Here is an 18,099-nt window from a genome sequence, read left to right on the forward strand (position 1 = left end):
TCAGGCCCCGGCCGCGCGCAGGCCGGGGAGCGTGCCGGCCTGCGCACCCCCTGGGGGACCTGCGGGGCCCAGGCATGCCACCAGCACAGCCACGTCGTCCTGCCAGTCTGCTCGGGCGTGCAGCTCCTCGAGCCAGGTCTCCCAGGCGCCCTCGTCACCGAGTCGTCGCGCCTCCTCGGCGACAGTCTCCGCGCGCCGCGCGAGCGCCTGCATGCCCTGGTCGAGGTCCTTCGCGCGCGACTCCACGACACCGTCGGTGTAGAGCACCAGCCCCGCGACCTCCTCGATCGGCACCCAGTGCTCGCTGCGCGGGCCGCTCACCAGACCGATCGGCGGTGAGCCCCCGTGCTCGACGAACCCGGCGCGGCCGTCCGCGTCGATCAGCAGGCCCGGCGGGTGCCCCGCGCGGGCGATGCCGACCTCGCCGCGCCGGCGGTCGACCAGCGCGTAGACGACGGTGATGATCTCGTCGGGCCGCAGGTCGACGATGCCGGTGTCGAGCATGTCGAGCGCCGCACCCGGGTCGAGGTGCAGTGAAGCCGCCGTGCGCAGGGCCGTCCGCGCCTGGCCCATCACGGCGGCCGCTCGCCATCCCTTGCCCATGACGTCGCCGACGACGAGGACGACACGGTCCTCATCGACCGCGATGGTGTCGAACCAGTCGCCGCCGACCTCGTGACCCACGGTGACGGGCCGGTAGACCGCGTGCAGCGTCAGACCGGCGACCGCTGTGGGGCGACCCGGGCGGATCGAGGCCTGCAGGGTGGCCGACGCCGCGGCGACGGTCTCGTACGCCCGGCCGCGGGACAGCGCCAGCGCCGTCTGGTCGACCAGGGCGGTCAGGAAACGCACGTCGTACGGAGTCCACGTGCGGCCGGTCTCCGCGACCAGCACCAGGTGCCCCAGCAGCCGGTCCTCGGCGCGCAGCGCCAGCACGGCGTACGCCCGACCCGTCCCGGGGCCGTCGTCGTCGGCCACCAGACCCACGGGGTCGCTGAAGACCGGCGCGTGCAGGGGCTCGGATCCACCGTGGCGGTCGACGAGCTGCCGGGCGTACGTCGGGAGTCCGGGTGTCGCCGCCCCGGAGACGTCGCGGGCGGCGGGGACCACGTGCGCGTCGAGGGCCCGCGTGCCGGAGACGGCCAGGCGTGAGGCCGTCTCGCAGACGTCGGGAACGGTCAGCGCCTCGGACAGCTCACGGGCGGCGTCGAGCAGCCGGCGGCTGAGACCGTCCGCGACCTCGAGCTCCCCGTCGCGGCGGCTGAGCTCGCGGCGCGTCCAGATCTCACCGCTGACCAGGGAGGCGATCAGCCACCACAGGCTGCCGGCGGCGAGCACGACGTAGGTGGAGGTGCGGAGCGTGAGGCCGGCCCACCACAGGTGGGAGTAGACCTCGTCGGCCGCGGCGAGCACCAGCAGACCGAGCGCGGAGAGCACCAGGGCGACCGCAGCCCAGCCGTGCAGCCCCGAGGTGAGCCGCGCCCGGGGGCGGACCCAGGCGGCCGTCACGCCGAGGGTGACCAGGGCGACGGCGACGGCGAGACCTCGCATGAGCGGGGTGATCGCGAGACCGTCGAAGAGTGCGGGTAGCGGCACGACGCCGCTGACGAGCACGGCGCTGCCGACGATGCCGGCGGTCAGCACCACGGGGAGCAGGCGCATGGGCAGGCGCAGGGCCTCCAGGACGACGCCGACGGCGAGTGACAGGTGGGAGGTCAGCGTCAGGGCCGCCTGCGCGTCGCTGGCTGCACCCAGGGTGCCCGCGACCTCGACGAGCTCGCGCGAGAGCAGCATCATGCACAGGGCCGACGCGGCGACGCCGAGGCCCACGGCGAACCATCCCAGGCGCGGGTCGCCGAAGGCCCGGGCGCACGACCCGACCACGGCGACTGCCACCAGGGCGCACAGCGGAGGCGCGGTCAGCAGGACCACGGCGATCGAGCCGCGCGGCTGCCACGTCGCGCCGGCGGCGACGGCCACCAGCGCCGCGAGCAGCAGCGAGACCAGCAGGGTCGGGGCGAGGTGCAGCTCGACGGCGGGACGCGCCCCCGGCGCGCCACGGCCGCCGACGCCCGGGGGCGCCGGGGTCGGCGGCTCCCTCATGCTGACGAGCGTGCCACGATCCGGCCGTCCCGTCGCGCGAATGCGACGCGAGACCTGAGGAATCCGCCACCCGCCGGACGTACGAGGACCCCGTCGGGAGCCTGGCTCCTGACGGGGTCCTCGGGGTCGCGCCGCTCAGCGACGCTGCTCGATCAGCCGGCGAGCTTGCCCGCGAAGCGCACCACGCGCTGCGCGAGGTGGGTCAGCGCGTCGTTGGTCGGGTCCTCCAGCGGTGCGTCGTTGTTGGCCCCGGTGACGTGCCCGACGCCGTAGGGGTTGCCGTCGACGAACTTGAGGCCGTCGGTGTAGCCGGGCGCGACGATGACACCACCCCAGTGCATGAAGGTCGTGTACAGCGAGGTCAGGGTCTGCTCCTGGCCGCCGTGCAGGGTCTGGCTCGAGGTGAAGCCCGCATACGCCTTGTCGGCGAGCTTGCCCTGGCCCCACTCGCCGCCGAGCTGGTCGATGAACTGCTTCAGCTGGGAGGAGACGTTGCCGAAGCGGGTCGGCGTGCCCATGATGACGCCGTCGGCCCAGACGATGTCGTCGGCGGTCGCCTCGGGCTCGTCGGCCACGGCCTCCCGGTGGGCCTTCCAGGCCGGCTGGCCCTCGACGATGTCGGCGGGCGCCAGCTCGGCGACGTGGCGCAGGCGCACCTCGGCGCCGGCGGCCTCGGCCTCGGCGGCGACCTTGCGTGCCATGGCGTCGACAGTGCCGGTGGCGGAGTAGTAGATGACGGCGAGCTTGGTCATGCGGTGATGCCTCCTGGGCGTCGGGAACGCTGCGTGGTTTAACGTAAAACTACCCTACCGGGTCCGGCTCACACGTCACAGCGCACGTCAGGCGGGCGTGCCTAGGCTCGGGAGCATGAACCGTCCTGCCACTGTGGGTGCCCTGCGCGACGCGGGCTACACGCCGCGCACCGTCAAGGAGGAGATCCGCGCGAACCTCGTGGCGGCGCTGGCCGAGGGCCGTGACGCCTTTCCCGGCATCGTGGGTCTCGAGGACACCGTGCTGCCTCGCCTGGAGAGCGCGCTGCTCGCCGGCCACGACTTCGTGCTCCTCGGGGAGCGTGGACAGGGCAAGACGCGACTGATGCGTACGCTCACCGGTCTGCTCGACGAGGTCGTGCCGGTCGTCGAGGGCTGCGAGATCAACGACGACCCGCTGGACCCGCACTGCGGGCGCTGCGCCCGGCTGGCCGCCGAGCTCGGCGACGAGCTCCCGGTGGCCTGGTGGGCCCGCGAGGACAGGTACGTCGAGAAGCTGGCCACCCCCGACACCTCGGTCGGCGACCTCGTCGGCGACGTCGACCCCGTGAAGGTGGCCGAGGGACGCACCCTCGGTGACCCCGAGACCGTCCACTACGGGCTGCTGCCGCGCACCAACCGCGGCATCTTCGGCATCAACGAGCTGCCCGACCTCGCCGAGCGGATCCAGGTCGCGATGTTCAACGTGCTCGAGGAGCGCGACATCCAGGTGCGCGGCTACTCCCTGCGCCTGCCCGTCGACGTGCTGCTGGTGGCGAGCGCGAACCCCGAGGACTACACGAACCGCGGACGCATCATCACGCCGCTGAAGGACCGCTTCGGCGCCGAGCTGCGCACGCACTACCCCGAGGAGGTCGCGCAGGAGGTCGCGCTGATCTCCCAGGAGGCGGACCTCGTGGCCGAGGTGCCCGCGCACCTGCTGGAGGTCGTCGCACGGCTGGTCCGTGCGCTGCGTGAGTCACCCGCGGTCGACCAACGTTCCGGCGTGAGCGCCCGCTTCGCGATCGCGGCCGCCGAGGGCGTCGCCGCCTCGGCGCTGCGTCGCGCCGCACGGACGGGGGAGGCCGAGCCCGTCGCGCGCGTCGGCGACGTCGCCGCCGTGCTGCCGATGCTGCTGGGCAAGGTCGAGTTCGAGTCCGGGGAGGAAGGCCGTGAGAGCGACGTCGTCTCGCACCTGCTGCGCGTCGCGGTCGCGGAGACCTTCCGCGAGCACCTCGCCGGCACCGACCTGACCGCCTTCGTCCAGCTCTTCGCCGAGGGAGACACCGTTGAGACCGGCGAGCTCGTCCCGGCCGCCGAGCTGCTGGCCCAGGCCGGCGAGCTGCCCGGCCTCGCCGGCGTGCTCGAGCGACTGGGCGAGGAGGAGGCGAGCCAGGGTCTCGCCGCCGCGGCGGTCGAGCTGGTCCTCGAGGGACTGCACCTGACCCGGCGCATCGACAAGGCGTCGGTGGCGGGTCGCTCGGTCTACGGGGTCTGAGGCACCTCCGTGGCAGGCTCCTCCCGCTACCGCTACGGCCCCTGGAACGACGGGCCGGACCCGCTCGCGCCCCCGTACGACCTGCGCGCCGCCCTCGACGAGCTCGGTGAGGACGTGCTCGCCGGACGCTCGGTGCGCGAGGCGATCGCCGACCTGCTGCGGCGTGGCCTCGACGGTCGGCGCGGGCTCGACGACCTCGCGGCCCGCGTACGCCGCATGAAGAAGCAGGCCCGCCGCCGCGGTGACCTCGGCGGCACCCTGGACCAGGTGCGCGCCGCCCTCGACCAGGCGCTGGCGACCGAGCGCGACGCGCTCGCCGCCGACGACGGCGAGGACGCCCGGTGGCAGGAGATGGAGCTCGCCACCCTCCCCGACGACGTCGCGGGCGCCGTCCGAGGGCTGCGCGAGTACGACTGGGCCTCCGCGGAGGCACGGGAGACCTACGAGCAGATCACGCGGATGCTCACCACGCAGGTGCTGGACGCGCAGTTCGCCGGCATGGCGCAGGCGCTCGCCGACCCCGATCCTCAGGCGATGGCCGCGGTCAAGGACATGCTCGCCGACCTCAACGCGCTGCTCGCGAAGCACGCCCGCGGGGAGGACACGCACGCCGACTTCGACGACTTCATGGAGCGGCACGGCGAGCTGTTCCCCGAGCAGCCCGAGACCGTCGACGAGCTGATCGACGCGCTGGCGCGACGGCAGGCGGCCGCCGATCGGCTGATGAGCTCGTTGAGCAGCGACCAGCGCGACCAGCTGCAGCAGCTCATGGCCGAGGCGATGAGCGATCCCGACCTCGCCTCGCAGATGAGCCAGCTCGGTGACAACCTGCGGTCGCTGCGTCCCGGGCTGAACCGCGGACCCGCCCGGGGGGTCGGTCAGGGGCAGGGTCAGGGCGAGAGCCTGGGCTACAGCGACGCCGTCGAGGCGCTGGCCGACCTCGCCGACCTCGAGGCACTCGAGCAGGCACTCGAGGGACAGGGTCCGGGCGAGGACCCGTTCGGTCCGCCCGGTGGCCCGGGCAGCCTCGACGACGTCGACGTGGAGGCTCTGGAGCGTCAGCTGGGGGCCGAGGCGGTCCGTGACCTCGAGGCGCTGCGTCGTCTCGAGGGCGAGCTCGAGCGGCAGGGCTACCTCTCCCGCGGCGCGGACGGGGCGCGGCTGACACCGCGGGCCGTGCGCCGCCTGGGGCAGTCCGCGCTGCGTACGGTGTTCGCCCAGCTGGAGGCCTCGGGGTCCGGGGACCACCGCGACCGGCGCCCGGGTGCCGCGGACGAGGCGACCGGCACCACCCGGGCGTGGCAGTTCGGTGACGAGCAGCCCATCGACACCGTGCGTACGGTCTCCAACGCGCTGCTGCGCGGCGAGGGGCTGCCCGCCAGGCTGCACGTGGACGACTTCGAGATCCGTGAGACCGAGCGGCGCACCAGCGCAGCGGTGGCCCTGTGCGTGGACCTGTCGTTCTCGATGGTCAACGAGGGCCGCTGGGGCCCGATGAAGCAGACCGCGCTGGCGCTCTCGCACCTCGTCTCGACCCAGTTCCGGCAGGACGCCCTGCAGATCATCGGGTTCGACCGCACCGCCCGCCGGCTCGACGCGGTGCAGCTCGCCGAGGTCGAGCCCGAGTGGGTGCAGGGCACGAACCTCCAGCACGCCCTGATGCTCGCCAGGCGGCACCTGCGACGCCATCCCGACGCCGAGCCGGTGGTGCTCGTGGTGACCGACGGCGAGCCCACCGCCCACCTGACCGGCGACGGCCACCCGTTCTTCATGTGGCCCTCGACTCCGGAGACGGTCCGCGCGACCGTCGCGCAGGTCGACGACGTCGTCCGGGCGGGCGCGACGCTGAACTTCTTCATGCTGGGCGAGGACCCGGGCCTGCGTCGCTTCGTCGACGCGATGGCCCGCCGCGCCGGCGGACGGGTGCTGAGCCCGGACGTCGACCGGCTGGGGGAGTACGTCGTCGCCGACTACCTCCGCGCCCGCCGCGGTCGGCGCTGAGGGCACGGGGGCGCGAGGGATGCCCGAGGGCGACAGCGTCTGGAAGCTCGCGCGGCGGCTCGACCCCGCGTTGGTGGGTCAGCAGATCACGCGCAGCCGGCTGAACGTGCCCCGCCACGCGACCGCGGACCTGGCCGGCCGCACCGTGCTCGAGCACGCCACCCACGGCAAGCACCTGCTGACCCGGCTGTCCGAGGGGCTCACGCTGCACACGCACCTGCGGATGGAGGGGTCCTGGACCGTCACCGGTCCCGGCAAGCGGCTCCCGCGTCGGATCGTGCCGGACGTACGCGTCGAGCTGGCGGTGGCCAGCGGGCGCACGGCGTACGGGCTCTCGCTCCCGGTCGTCGAGCTCGTCGAGACGGCGCACGAGGACCGGGTGGTCGGCCACCTGGGCCCCGACCCGTTGCACGAGGACTTCGACCTGACGACGGCGGCCTCGCGACTGGCCTCGGAGCCCGGGGTGCCGGTGGTCTCGGCACTCCTGGACCAGCGCAAGGTCGCCGGCTTCGGCAACCTGTGGGCCAACGAGCTGTGCTTCCTGCGGGGACTGAGCCCGTGGACGCCCGTCGGCGAGGTCGACACCGAGGGGCTCGTACGGCTGGGCGCGAAGGCGCTGCGGCGCTCGGCACGTGTCCCCGGCGCGTACCAGGTCACCACCGGCGACACACGACGCGGGGAGAACCACTACGTCTCGGGCCGCAACCGCCGGCCGTGCCTGCGGTGCGGCACGACGATCCGGCAGGTCAAGGAGCTGCCGAACGACCCGGCCAACCGGGTCACGTGGTGGTGTCCGTCGTGCCAGCCCGGTCCCGGTCCCGAGGCACGCGTCCCGACAGCACGGAGCCGTTGACGGACCGTCAGGGGGTCGTGCGACCGATGCTCGCGGCGTCGTCACGGGCCTGACCTTCAGCCGTCGGGGCCTCGCGCGGAGCCGGCACAGGGGGCGCGGACGACTGCTCGCCGGCCTCGGACTGCTCGGACTGCTCGTTCTGCTCCGCCTCCTGCAGGGCCTTGCGCACCTCGCGCTCGGCCAGCAGCAGGTCGCGTACGCGGCGCTCGGTCTCCAGCCGCGTGGGGAAGAGCAGGTCGACCACGAGGCTGACGACCACCCAGGTGACCACCCAGATGATCAGGAAGCGGGTGAGGGCGACGTCCAGCGGGGCGGTCCGCGCGACGAGCGACTGGTAGAAGACGGGACCGGTGAGCAGCGTCGCCGCGGCGACGACCTGCGGGGAGAAGGGGCTCACGGGGCGCCCACCGCCGCCCGGCCGGAGACGACGCCGAGACCCTGGACCTGGCCGGCGCCGACGAGCTCCTGGTAGGAGAGCACGGGGAGACGGTCGTGCACGGGGGCGATCATGCGACGCACCGCTGCCCGCAGTGACGGTGCGCAGACCAGCACGGGGCGGATGCCGGCGTTCTCGGCCTCGGTGACCAGCCGACCGAGCTCGCCGATCACCCCGGTGCCGGTGTCGGGGTCCAGGGCCACCACGGGCCCCATCTCGGTGGGCCGCAGGGCCTCGAGCATCTGCTGCTCCAGGAGCGGTTCGAAGCTCAGCACGTGCACGACTCCGTTCGTGAGGTACGGCGCGACGACGGCGGGTCCGAGGCTGCTGCGGGCGGCCTCCACGAGGGAGTCCAGCTCCTTGGTGTGGGCGGCCCGCAGGCTCAGTGCCTCGTAGATGCGGACGAGGTCCCGCACCGAGACCCCCTCGGCGAGCAGCGCCTGCAGCACGCGCTGCACCTCGCCGAGGCTCAGCTGCGCCGGGGTGAGCTCCTCGACGACGACGGGGTGGCTGCGCTTGACCACGTCGGTGAGCAGACGGACGTCCTCGCGGCCCAGCAGCCGGGCTGCGTGCGTGGTGACGACCTCGGCGAGGTGCGTCGTGATGACCGACCCCCGGTCGACCACGGTGGCGCCGGAGAGCTCGGCCTGGCTGCGCAGCTCGGCGGGGATCCACTTGGCCTCCAGGCCGAACACCGGCTCGGTGGTCGACTCACCGGGCAGGGCGCCGAGGAAGTCGCCGATCGCGAGCAGGGTGCCGCGCGGTGCCTCGCCGCGGGCGACCTCGATGCCGAAGAGCTTGATGGCGTACGTGCGGGAGGGCAGCTCGAGGTTGTCGCGCGTACGCACCGGCGGCACCACGATGCCGATGTCGCCCGCGACCTTGCGGCGCAGCGCCTTGACCCGGTCCAGGAGGTCGCCCCCGGCGTCGGTGTCGACGAGGTCGATGATGTCGGCGGAGAGCTCGAGCCCCAGCGGGTCGACCTGGATGTCGGCGGCGAGCTGCTCGGGGGAGTCGGGGTTCGGGCGGTCCGCGTCCGGTGGCCCGAGCTCGGGCGTCTGCCCGGTGGGTCTGCTCGTCTTGTCGGGGGTGCGGGTGGAGAGCACCAGCATCGCGCCGCCGGCGAGGATGAAGGGCAGCTTCGGCATGCCCGGGATCAGGCACAGCAGCAGGGCCGCGGATCCGGCGATCCGCAACGGCTGCTGGTTGGCCAGCACCTGACGCATGATGTCCGAGCCCATGTCGTCGTCGGCGACCGAGCGCGTGACGACCAGGCCGGTGGCCACCGAGAGCAGCAGCGCAGGGATCTGGGAGACCAGACCGTCGCCGACGGTGAGCAGGGCGTAGGTGTTCATGGCCTCGCCGAAGCTGAGGCCGTTGCTGACCACACCGACCGCGAACCCGCCGAGCAGGTTCACGATCGTGATGATGATGGCGGCGATGGCATCGCCCTTGACGAACTTCGAGGCGCCGTCCATCGCACCGTAGAAGTCGGCCTCGGCGTGCACCTCGCTGCGGCGACGGCGTGCCTCGTCCTCGTCGATGAGACCGGAGTTGAGGTCGGCGTCGATGGCCATCTGCTTGCCGGGCATCGCGTCGAGGGTGAAGCGCGCGCCGACCTCGGCGACCCGGCCGGCGCCGTTGGTGATGACGACGAACTGGATGACCAGCAGGATGGAGAAGACGATCAGACCGACGATGAGCGAGCCGCCGATGACGAAGTGGCCGAAGGTGTCGATGACCTTGCCGGCGTAGCCGTCGAGCAGCACCAGCCTGGTGGCCGACACGTTGAGCGAGAGCCTGAACAGCGTCATCACCAGCAGCACGGCCGGGAACGCCGCGAAGTCCAGCGGCCGGTGCACGAACATCGCCGTGAGGAGCACCAGCAGCGACCCGACGATGTTCACGGCGATGAGCAGGTCGAGCAGGTACGCGGGCAGCGGCACCACCAGCATGACGACGATCAGCACGATGCCGAGGGGGATCCCGAGCTGGGTGATCCGCTTCTGCATGGAGGGCCTCTCGCGAGCACGTTCCGGCGGCGCCGTCCGTGGCGCGGGTCGACACCCTCCTGGCGTCCCCGGGCCGATCGGCCCCACGGCGGGGGACCTGAGGGGAACGTCCCGGTCAGTTCAGGTGATGACGTCAGGTGCTCAGGCGCGGTGGGCGCCGGGGCGCGGGCGGGGCGGGGCCGCGCCGGGCGTACGCCGCCTGCGTCGTGCCGCGTCGGCCACCTCGGGGAGGTCGGTGACCGCCGCTCGCGGTCGCGGTGTGTCGTGGGTGCCGCCCCGTGCGCCTCGCTGCCGTCGGCTGATCACGAAGGCCAGCACCTGCGCCACCGCGACGAAGAGCTCGGCGGGCACCTCCATGCCCACCTCCGTCGAGCGGTACAGCGCCCGGGCGAGGGGGACGTCGCGCACCATCGGCACGTCGTGGTCGGCCGCGCGCTCGCGGATCCGGGCCGCGACGATGCCGGCGCCGCGGGCGACCACCTTCGGGGCGCCTGCGTCCTGCTCGTAGCGCAGCGCGACGGCGACGTGCGTCGGGTTGACCAGCACGACGTCGGCGTCTGCGACCGAGGCCATCATGCGGTTGCGCGACATGGCGATCTGACGGCTGCGGCGCGCTCCCTTGAGCATCGGGTCGCCCTCGGACTGCTTGTTCTCCTGCTTCACGTCGTGCTTGCTCATGCGGGTCTGCTTCAGCGTGCGACGGCGCATCACCGCGTAGTCGGCTGCCGCGAGGACGAGCGCCGCGAGGGCCACGGTGCGCAGGAGGCGCAGCGACATGTCGCCGGTGCCGGCGATGACGTCGGTCGTGGTCCGGAGCTGTCCGACGGTGTCCATGGACCCCTTGGCGATGAACCAGACCACGAGGCTGAGCACCGAGGCCTTCGCCAGCACCTTCACGCCCTCCCACGCCGCGTGGGGGCCAAAGACCCGCTTCAACCCCTGCAGGGGGTCGAGCTTCTTCAGGCTCGGCTTCACGGCCTTGGAGGCGACGTAGAAACCACCCTGGGACAGCGCGGCGGCCACCGCGACGAGCAGCACGATGGCGCCCAGCAGGACGAGCACGACCAGGGCGTGCTGCAGGCCCTGGCCGACGAGCAGCAGGGCCTCCTCGGCCGAGACCTCGGTGGATCGGCGGAGGCTGGAGACGGTCATCTCGGTCAGCCGCGCCATCTCCCGGGGCACGAGCACCGGTGCCAGGAGCGCCACGACGAGCACGGAGGCCCAGCCGCCGAACTCCGGGGTCCGGGCGACCTGCCCTTCCTTGCGTGCCTCCTTCTTGCGCTTCGGGGTCGGTGCCTCGGTCTTCTCCCCGGTCGCGTTCTTGTCGGCCATCAGCCCGCCCCCGCCATGGTGGCCATCGCCTCGAGGGCGAGGTCGGTGAGCCGCTGGATCGCGGGGGACAGCGCCGGGAAGGACAGGCCGAGGAGCAGCAGGGTCAGCCCGATCTTCATCGGGAACATGACGTTGAGCGCGTTGAGCTGCGGGGCGATCTTCGTCAGCAGCGCCAGTCCGAGGTCGGCGACGAACAGCACGCCGATCAACGGCAGGGCGATCTGCACCGCGACGGCGAAGAACGTGGTGAAGGCGGTGATGAGCAGGCCGGGCCCGCCGACGGGCCCGGGGTTCACGCCGAGCGGGAGCGCGTCGAAGGTGGTCAGCAGTCCACCGATGACGAGCAGGTGACCCCCTGTGGCGAAGAGCAGGATGATCGCGAGCTGCTGGTGGAAGCGCCCGAACACCGAGGTCTGGTTCATGCCGAGGGGGTCGAAGCCCTGGGCGAGCGAGAAGCCTCCGAAGAGGTCGACGAGGCTGCCGGCGGCGGCGACGGCGGCGAAGATCAGCGCGGTGACGTAGCCCATCGCCAGGCCGATCAGCACCTGCGTGGCGGAGTTGAGCAGCAGCGCGAACGGCCCGGTCTCGATGGTCCCGTCGGCGAGACCGGGAGCGACGGCGAAGGCGAGGCCCAAGGAGAGCACCGCCTTCACGGTCGGTGGCACCGAGCGCCCCGCGAACGGCGGCACGACCGCGAGCCAGGCCACGATGCGCAGGCTGGCGAGCAGGTAGGCGATCAACGGCTCGCCCGCGACGGTGAGGACCACGACTCGACCCGGCTGCTGCTAGGCCTCAGCCGAGCAGGGAAGGGACCCGCTCGAACAGGTCGTTGGTGAAGTCGATGAGCGTCTGCAGCATCCAGTTGCCCGAGATCATCAGGGCGACGCCGACACCGATGAGCTTCGGGACGAAGGCGAGGGTGAACTCCTGGATCTGGGTCATCGCCTGGAACAGGGAGACGGCGAAGCCGATCACCAGCGAGGTGACCAGGATGGGAGCCGACAGCTTCATCACGACCATCATCGTCTGCAGGGCGATCGCGAGGACCTCGGTGTCAGTCATCGCCCCGCCTACCCGTAGCTCGCCACGATCGAGCCGACCACCAGGCCCCAGCCGTCGACGAGCACGAAGAGCAGCAGCTTGAACGGCAGCGACACCATCACCGGAGGCATCATCATCATGCCCAGGGCCATCAGGGCCCCGGCCACGACGATGTCGATGACCAGGAACGGGATGAACACGATGAAGCCGATCGTGAAGGCGGCCTTGAGCTCGGACAGGACGAAGGCCGGCACCAGCGTCGTCAGGCCCACGTCGGCGCGGTCGTCGGGCAGCTCCCGGTCCGCCACGTTGGTCAGGAGCAGGAGCTCTTCGTCACCGGTCTGGGCGAGCATGAACGTACGCAACGGCTGGACGCCTGCCTCGAAGGCCTGCTGGGCGGTCATGTCACCGGCGAGGTAGGGCTGCAGACCGACGTCGTTCACCGCCGAGAGCACCGGCGCCATGATGAACAGCGAGAGGAACAGCGCGAGGCCCGCGAGCACCTGGTTGGGCGGTGTCTGCTGCAGCCCGAGCGCGTTGCGGGTCAGGCCCAGCACCACGAAGATCTTGGTGAAGCTGGTGCAGGTCAGCACGATCGCCGGCAGCAACGACAGCAACGTGAGTGTCAACAGCACGGTGACGGAGTTGCTGGGGGAGTCCGTGAGGCCGTCGAAGTTGATGACGACCCCGTCGCCGCCACCGGTGGTGGCGCCCCCGGTCGGTCCGGCGGGGCCGCCGGGGCCTCCCGGCCGGGCGGGGTCCAGCTCGTCGGCGTACGCCGTGCCCGCGAACGGCGCCCCGGACACCACGAGCACCGCCGCGACCCCGAGGGCGGCGGCGGTGCGTCGGAGGTGCCGGGACGGCGCGGCGGTCGTCACGGTGGGAGGGCTGGTCACGAGGCGCGTCGTCCCCCCTCGGCACGACGCTTGCCCGCCCCGTTCGTGGGCCGGGCGGCGGGGCCACGGACGCCGAGCGCCTGCTTGGCCGCCTGCCAGGTGGCAGGGGAGAGGACGGAGCCGGACAGGGCACCGGCCGGTGCACGCTCGGCCCGACGAGCGGTGGTCGCTGCGGTGGTCGCTGCGGCAGCGTCGGCCGCGGGCAGCTCGGATGAGGCCGCCCGCGGCTCGGGCACGGTGACCCGGCGGGCGGTCACGGTCTCGAGGTCGACCGCGTCGAGCTCGGTGACGAGGCTGATCTGCTGCTCGGTGGCACCGAGCACGAGCACCCGGCCGGCCACGTCGACGACCGTGAGGGAGGACGTGCGGCTCAGCGGCTGCCGGTGGAGCACCGTCACGAGGCCGTCGGACGAGCCGGAGAAACGGCGTGCGCCCAGCCGGGTCAGCACCAGCAGGAGACCGACGACGACGGCGAGGCTCGCGACCAGGCGGAGGAGCAGCTCGATCACGACTCAGACCGCCGTGCGGGTCTCGACGATCTCGGTGATGCGCAGGCCGAAGTCCTCGTCGACCACGACGACCTCGCCCCGGGCGATCAGGCGACCGTTGACCAGCAGGTCCGCGGGTGCACCGGCAGCGCGGTCGAGCTCGACGACCGCACCCGGCGCGAGACCGAGCAGGTCGCGCACGGCGAGACGGGTACGTCCGAGCTCGACGGTCACCTCCATGTCCACGCCGTGCAGGAGCTCGATGCCGCGTCGTTGCTGCGGGGGCACGGGCCCTCCCTGGTGGTAGACGGGTCGGGTCAGCGGGGGTTCGTCTCGCGCTTCGTACGCATCGCGAGGCTGGGGGTCGGTGGCGGATCCGGCGTCGGCGAGGGGCACGGCTGCGGCCGCCCCCTCATGCTGGGTCGCCTCGCCGGGGGAGAGCGCGTCGACCGGCGCCGGCCGCGGCAGCCGGCGTCGCTCGACGGCCCCGTCGAGCACGGGCCTCGGCACGGCCAGGGCCGCGACGAATCCGTCGCCGATCAGGGGCACCACGGTGAAGTCGCCGCCCAGGTCGCTGACGACGAGGGCGAGCTCGGTGTCACGGACCTCCGCGACGTCGACCCGCAGGTGCGCGGTCGCGGCGTCGAGCGCGGGACGGACCGCGGCCGGCAGGTCCATGCCGGTGAGGTCGGACTGGCTGACGGCCTCGATGAGCTCCTCGGCGACGAGCACCGCGATCCGGCCCAGGTCCGTCTCGGCGAGCACCGCGGCGGAGAAGGGCGCGACGACGTGCTCGGTGCCGGGCTGGGCGCCGGCGACGGTGAGCTCCTCGGAGGAGGGCAGGACCGAGGCGAGCTGCTCGGCGGCCTCCACGCACAGCGCGAGGGCCTTCTCGGGATCGGTCACGGGGTCTCCTCCGGGTCGGGGACGACGAGGGCGGCGAGGCGGCGGCCGTGGGCGCCTGGACGCACGCTGGCGAGCACGACGTCCTCGACGACCAGGTCGAGGGGACGGTCGGCGTGGTGGGCCAGGCGGAGCACCGTCCCGGGCTCGAGACCGCTGAGCACTGCGGGATCGGTCGGGGTGCCGGACAGCTGCACGGTCGCGGTCACGGGGACCTCCTCGAAGGTGGCGCCCACCAGCTCGGCGGCGTTGGCTCGTTGGGCGCGCTCGCGCTCGGAGGCCGGGGCGGGAGCCGCGGCCTTCGCCAGCGCCGGCAGCACCGAGCTGAAGGGGAGGCAGACCGTCATGACCGCACCGACGTCGCCGACGTGCACGTCCAGCCGCGCCCGCACCATGGCGTCACCGGCCGCGGCGGCCTGGGCGAACTGAGGGCTGTACTCCACCTCGTGCACCGCGGGTTCGATCCCGAGCGTGCCGGCGAGGCTGTAGCGCAGCTCCCCGAGGAGGCGCTGGACCAGGCCCGAGGCGACCGAGGACTCGATGTCCGTCAACGGGCGTACGGGCTGGTCGCCGCTGCCGGGGCCGCCCAGCATGTGGTCCACCGACGCCATCACTGCCGCGAGGGGGATCTCGAAGATGCCGAGACCGGCGAGCGGCTCGAGCGTCATCACCGTCATGTACGTCGGCGCCATCAGGTCGTCGATGTAGTCGGCGTAGGAGGTCTGCTCGATGTTCAGCAGCGAGCACGTGCACACCGTGCGCAGCGAGGAGGTGAAGACGGTCGTGGCCTGACGCGCGAAGGTGTCGAAGCCGATCTGCAGCAGGCGCGAGTGCTCACGCGAGAGCTGGATGGGCTGACGGAAGTCGTAGTCCACCGGCGGCAGCTCACGGCGGCGCCGCGCACGGCTGCCGAGCACGTGACCACGCGGGTCCGCTGCAGTCGTCGAGGCCGTCACGGCAGGCCCATCGGCACGACGTCAGGGCACCTGAGGTGATCCTCGTGATGAATTGCGACATTCCTGGACCCGACCGCGTCGTGCGGTGTGTCGCCGGGTGTGTCCCTCCCTGGGCCTCCGTGCCCGGGGAGCCGATCGGGGGTCGACCGGCCGCCGGCGGCTACTGCATGACGAACTCCGTGAAGAACACGTCCATCACCTCGTGGTGGTAGACCTTCTCCAGGTGCTCGAGCAGCTCCCTCTTCTCGGCACGGCGTCCCTGTGCCTGGGTGAGCTCCTCCATCGGCATGCCGCTGAACTGGTCGATGGCCGCGTCGAGCGCCTTCGACCCGTCGGCGTGCGTGGCGTCGGCGGTGAGCTGCAGCGCCATCCCCAGGCGCAGGTAGTGGCTCCCTGACAGGTTGATCTGGATCGGGTCGAGCGTGAGCACCTCGCCGGGCTCCGGCGCGGCCTCGGCCTCGGCGTCGCCGGCGAAGACGACGAAGTAGGCGGCGGCGGCGAGCACGAGCACGACGACCGCGAGACCGACGAGGACGATTTTGCTCGGACCGCGCCTGGCCTCCTCGGCCTCCGGCATGTCGGTGACGCTCATGGCTGGTTCCTCTCAGGGGTCTCGGGTGTCTCGGCGGTGTCGGTGGTCTCGGTGGGCTCGGTGGTCTCGCTCGCCGTCGGGCCTGCGCGTACGCCGTCGTCGGGGGGGAGGGCGTCGAGCGGGTACGCCGCGGGCGGGGCGCCCCGTCGGCGGTCCTCGGCGACGGTGCCCAGCAGCCGAGAGACGGTGCTCGGGGCGGTCGAGACGACGATGATGTCCACACGCTTGTTGATCTGCTGGCTGCCGGGCTCGTCAGGGTCGACCAACGGCTTCTCGGCGCCGAACGACGACGCGGTCAGCAGCGACGGGGGGATGCCGAACTCCTCGTCCAGCAGGCGGAGCACGGTGATGGCGCGGGCTGCTGCGAGGTCCCAGTCGGAGTCGTAGAACTTCGGCTGCACCTTCACCTGGTTGGTGTGACCGTCGATCTGCAGCGGGTCCCCGAGCCGTCGCAGCACCGGCGCGAGCGTGGCCACGACCTCGCGGCCACGCTCGGTGAGGCTGGCGAGGTGGGCGTCGAAGACGACGGTGCGGGACACGAGGCTGACGACGAGGCCGTCGTCGGTGATCTCCGTGCGGACGTCCTGGTCGAGGCCCTTCTTGCGCAGGGCGGCGAGGAGCTCCTGCCGGACCGACAGCAGACGGTCGTACTCGGCGGAGGCCTCGGCGTACTCGCTCTGGGACTCCAGCACCCGCTCGGCCTCCATCGCGGCGGTGACCGTCTGGGCCTCCTCGGGCGACAGACGGGCGAGGACCTGGTTGGGGCTGAACATCTCCACCGGCTGGGTACCGGGGTAGTCGAGGATCGAGGCGCTGCCGGACAGCAGGCTGTCCGAGGCGCCGAAGCCGGCGGCCAGCCCCTCCCGCAGCTCGTTGAACTTGCGCTCGTCGACCTGGCTCATCGCGAACATGACGATGAAGAGCACCATCAGCAGGGTCACCATGTCGGCGTAGGTCACCAGCCACCGCTCGTGGTTCTCGTGCTCCTCCTCCGGCATCTTGCGGCCCCCGCCGCGCCCGCCACCCCCGGACACCTCAGGCCGCCTCGACCTCGCGCTGCGCCGCGGGCAGCAGCGAGCGCAGCTTCTGGGCCACGATGCGCGGGTTGGACCCCGACTGGATCGCGGCGACGCCCTCGATGGTGACCTCCATGCGCCCGGCGTCGAGCTCGGCGAGCCGCTTGATGCGGCTGGAGAGGGGGAGCCAGAACAGGTTGGCGGAGGCGACGCCCCACAGGGTCGCGAGGAACGCCGCGGCGATGAGGTGTCCGAGCTCCTCGGGCTGAGCCAGGTTCTCCAGCACGTGCACCAGCCCCATGACGGTGCCGATGATGCCGACGGTCGGGGCGTACGCACCGGCGTCGCCCCAGAACTTCGCCGCCTGCTTGCTCTCCATGCGGTGGGCGTACACCTCGGCCTCGAGGATCTCCCGCAGCTCCTCGGGATCCGTGCCGTCGATGGCCATGGTCACCCCGCGGACGAGGAACGGGTCGTCGATGCCGCGCAGCTCGTCCTCGAGGGCGAGCAGCCCCTCGCGGCGTGCCTTCTCGGCCAGGGTGACGATCTGGGGGACCACCTCGGCGGCCTGCGTGCCCTTGGAGGTCAGGGCCTCCTTGGCCCGCACCAGGGACAGCTTCGCGTCGGCCATCGTGCCGCCGGCCAGGGTGATCATGAGCGTGGTGCCGAAGACCAGCAGCATGGGCGGGAGGAGCAGCATGTGTGACGGGCTGCCGCCCTCGAGGATGTTGGCGATGACGACGATGAGCAGGCCGACGCCGATGCCGATCAGAGTTGCCGGATCCATGTCTCAGACCTCCAGGCCGCGGTGGCCGGCCGAGCCGGGGACGACCGCGAGGTGCGGCGCACCCGGGGCCGCGGAGGTCGCGACGGTCGGATCGACACCGCTGCCGCGCGCGACGATCTGCCCGCGGTAGGCCAGCACCGACTCGACCAGCATGGCGAGGTCCTCGCGCACGACGTACTTCTTGCCGTCGACGAGGGTGACGACCGTGTCGGGCGTGGCGTCGACGCGCTCGATCAGGTCGGCGTTCAGCACGAACACCGATCCCGAGAGTCGTGTCAGGGCAATCATGGGCACCGTCCTTGTGCGTGGTCCCGTGCGCTCGGCGACGCGCGGCGAGCGGACGGTGACCGACCCTCCGTGGTCGGTCCCCCCTCTCATCGGCCGCCGTCGGCGGAACCTGAGCCGGGGCGGTCGGTCGCTGGCAAAGGTCCGCACC

Annotated in this window: 18 protein-coding genes; 3 read left to right on the forward strand and 15 right to left on the reverse strand. The window is 72.4% G+C overall.

All coding sequences use genetic code 11. From position 1 onward, the window contains the following. Both KLP28_14200 and wrbA read right to left on the reverse strand, forming a co-directional pair. A complete protein-coding gene (locus tag KLP28_14200) occupies positions 1-2,103 on the reverse strand; it encodes a SpoIIE family protein phosphatase (GenBank protein QWC84702.1) in 2,103 nt (700 codons plus the stop codon). Between the two features lie 152 nt (positions 2,104-2,255). Then, positions 2,256-2,855 carry an NAD(P)H:quinone oxidoreductase gene (gene wrbA, locus KLP28_14205; GenBank protein ID QWC84703.1) on the reverse strand — a complete coding sequence of 200 codons (600 nt, stop codon included), beginning with the start codon at positions 2,853-2,855 and terminating at the stop codon, positions 2,256-2,258. Positions 2,856-2,970: 115 nt separating this feature from the next. On the opposite strand from wrbA, the gene KLP28_14210 reads away from it, so the two are divergent. From KLP28_14210 to KLP28_14220, 3 genes are read left to right on the forward strand one after another with little or no spacing between them, the layout of a single operon-like run. Next, entirely contained in the window at positions 2,971-4,350 is a 1,380-nt protein-coding gene (locus tag KLP28_14210) for a sigma 54-interacting transcriptional regulator (GenBank protein ID QWC84704.1), read from the forward strand. A 9-nt stretch (positions 4,351-4,359) separates the two neighbouring features. Then, entirely contained in the window at positions 4,360-6,351 is a 1,992-nt protein-coding gene (locus KLP28_14215) for a hypothetical protein (GenBank protein ID QWC84705.1), read from the forward strand. Positions 6,352-6,370: 19 nt separating this feature from the next. Further along, the gene (locus KLP28_14220) at positions 6,371-7,204 is read left to right on the forward strand and encodes a DNA glycosylase (GenBank protein ID QWC84706.1); all 834 of its coding nucleotides are present in this window, start codon (positions 6,371-6,373) and stop codon (positions 7,202-7,204) included. Between the two features lie 7 nt (positions 7,205-7,211). Here the strand turns inward: KLP28_14220 and KLP28_14225 are convergent, their stop codons facing one another. The 13 genes from KLP28_14225 to KLP28_14285 all read right to left on the reverse strand — a co-directional run bounded on the left by KLP28_14225 (position 7,212) and on the right by KLP28_14285 (position 17,951). Beyond that, a complete protein-coding gene (locus tag KLP28_14225) occupies positions 7,212-7,601 on the reverse strand; it encodes a hypothetical protein (GenBank protein QWC84707.1) in 390 nt (129 codons plus the stop codon). Then, entirely contained in the window at positions 7,598-9,652 is a 2,055-nt protein-coding gene (flhA, locus tag KLP28_14230; protein QWC84708.1) for a flagellar biosynthesis protein FlhA, read from the reverse strand. The genes KLP28_14225 and flhA overlap by 4 nt, the downstream gene beginning before the upstream one ends. A 141-nt stretch (positions 9,653-9,793) precedes the next feature. Then, the gene (locus tag KLP28_14235) at positions 9,794-10,984 is read right to left on the reverse strand and encodes an EscU/YscU/HrcU family type III secretion system export apparatus switch protein (protein QWC84709.1); all 1,191 of its coding nucleotides are present in this window, start codon (positions 10,982-10,984) and stop codon (positions 9,794-9,796) included. Next, positions 10,984-11,751 (reverse strand): flagellar biosynthetic protein FliR, encoded by a 768-nt coding sequence (locus KLP28_14240; GenBank protein ID QWC84710.1) that lies wholly within the window; start codon positions 11,749-11,751, stop codon positions 10,984-10,986. The genes KLP28_14235 and KLP28_14240 overlap by 1 nt, the downstream gene beginning before the upstream one ends. A gap of 25 nt (positions 11,752-11,776) precedes the next feature. After that, the gene (gene fliQ / locus KLP28_14245; protein ID QWC84711.1) at positions 11,777-12,046 is read right to left on the reverse strand and encodes a flagellar biosynthesis protein FliQ; all 270 of its coding nucleotides are present in this window, start codon (positions 12,044-12,046) and stop codon (positions 11,777-11,779) included. Between the two features lie 8 nt (positions 12,047-12,054). Then, positions 12,055-12,840, reverse strand: a complete 786-nt coding sequence (fliP, locus tag KLP28_14250; protein ID QWC86994.1) for a flagellar type III secretion system pore protein FliP — start codon at positions 12,838-12,840, stop codon at positions 12,055-12,057. Positions 12,841-12,917: 77 nt separating this feature from the next. Beyond that, positions 12,918-13,430 (reverse strand): flagellar biosynthetic protein FliO, encoded by a 513-nt coding sequence (locus KLP28_14255; GenBank protein ID QWC84712.1) that lies wholly within the window; start codon positions 13,428-13,430, stop codon positions 12,918-12,920. 3 nt (positions 13,431-13,433) lie between these two features. After that, positions 13,434-14,315 carry a flagellar motor switch protein FliN gene (fliN, locus tag KLP28_14260; GenBank protein QWC84713.1) on the reverse strand — a complete coding sequence of 294 codons (882 nt, stop codon included), beginning with the start codon at positions 14,313-14,315 and terminating at the stop codon, positions 13,434-13,436. After that, complete coding sequence (locus tag KLP28_14265; protein ID QWC84714.1) at positions 14,312-15,268, reverse strand: flagellar motor switch protein FliM; 957 nt, start codon at positions 15,266-15,268, stop codon at positions 14,312-14,314. Before KLP28_14265 ends, fliN begins: the two co-directional genes overlap by 4 nt. A 160-nt stretch (positions 15,269-15,428) precedes the next feature. Beyond that, complete coding sequence (locus tag KLP28_14270; GenBank protein QWC84715.1) at positions 15,429-15,860, reverse strand: flagellar basal body-associated FliL family protein; 432 nt, start codon at positions 15,858-15,860, stop codon at positions 15,429-15,431. Continuing rightward, positions 15,857-16,894: a flagellar motor protein MotB gene (locus KLP28_14275; GenBank protein QWC84716.1), complete on the reverse strand. Its 1,038-nt coding sequence runs from the start codon at positions 16,892-16,894 to the stop codon at positions 15,857-15,859. Before KLP28_14275 ends, KLP28_14270 begins: the two co-directional genes overlap by 4 nt. Before the next feature lies 1 nt (position 16,895). Beyond that, positions 16,896-17,663 carry a MotA/TolQ/ExbB proton channel family protein gene (locus KLP28_14280; protein QWC84717.1) on the reverse strand — a complete coding sequence of 256 codons (768 nt, stop codon included), beginning with the start codon at positions 17,661-17,663 and terminating at the stop codon, positions 16,896-16,898. A 3-nt stretch (positions 17,664-17,666) separates the two neighbouring features. Then, entirely contained in the window at positions 17,667-17,951 is a 285-nt protein-coding gene (locus tag KLP28_14285; protein ID QWC84718.1) for a flagellar FlbD family protein, read from the reverse strand. Positions 17,952-18,099: the final 148 nt, after the last annotated feature.

The sequence above is a fragment of the Nocardioidaceae bacterium genome, assembly GCA_018672315.1.
GTDB lineage: Bacteria > Actinomycetota > Actinomycetes > Propionibacteriales > Nocardioidaceae > TYQ2.

What these genes read in the sequence shown, in the direction of transcription:
- KLP28_14280 (QWC84717.1), bottom strand. Translation starts at nt 17,663, where the DNA reads ATGGATCCGGCAACTCTGATCGGCATCGGCGTCGGCCTGCTCATCGTC.
- KLP28_14220 (QWC84706.1), top strand. Translation starts at nt 6,371, where the DNA reads ATGCCCGAGGGCGACAGCGTCTGGAAGCTCGCGCGGCGGCTCGACCCC.
- KLP28_14270 (QWC84715.1), bottom strand. Translation starts at nt 15,860, where the DNA reads ATGAGCGTCACCGACATGCCGGAGGCCGAGGAGGCCAGGCGCGGTCCG.
- wrbA (QWC84703.1), bottom strand. Translation starts at nt 2,855, where the DNA reads ATGACCAAGCTCGCCGTCATCTACTACTCCGCCACCGGCACTGTCGAC.
- KLP28_14200 (QWC84702.1), bottom strand. Translation starts at nt 2,103, where the DNA reads ATGAGGGAGCCGCCGACCCCGGCGCCCCCGGGCGTCGGCGGCCGTGGC.
- flhA (QWC84708.1), bottom strand. Translation starts at nt 9,652, where the DNA reads ATGCAGAAGCGGATCACCCAGCTCGGGATCCCCCTCGGCATCGTGCTG.
- fliQ (QWC84711.1), bottom strand. Translation starts at nt 12,046, where the DNA reads ATGACTGACACCGAGGTCCTCGCGATCGCCCTGCAGACGATGATGGTC.
- KLP28_14235 (QWC84709.1), bottom strand. Translation starts at nt 10,984, where the DNA reads ATGGCCGACAAGAACGCGACCGGGGAGAAGACCGAGGCACCGACCCCG.
- KLP28_14210 (QWC84704.1), top strand. Translation starts at nt 2,971, where the DNA reads ATGAACCGTCCTGCCACTGTGGGTGCCCTGCGCGACGCGGGCTACACG.
- KLP28_14285 (QWC84718.1), bottom strand. Translation starts at nt 17,951, where the DNA reads ATGATTGCCCTGACACGACTCTCGGGATCGGTGTTCGTGCTGAACGCC.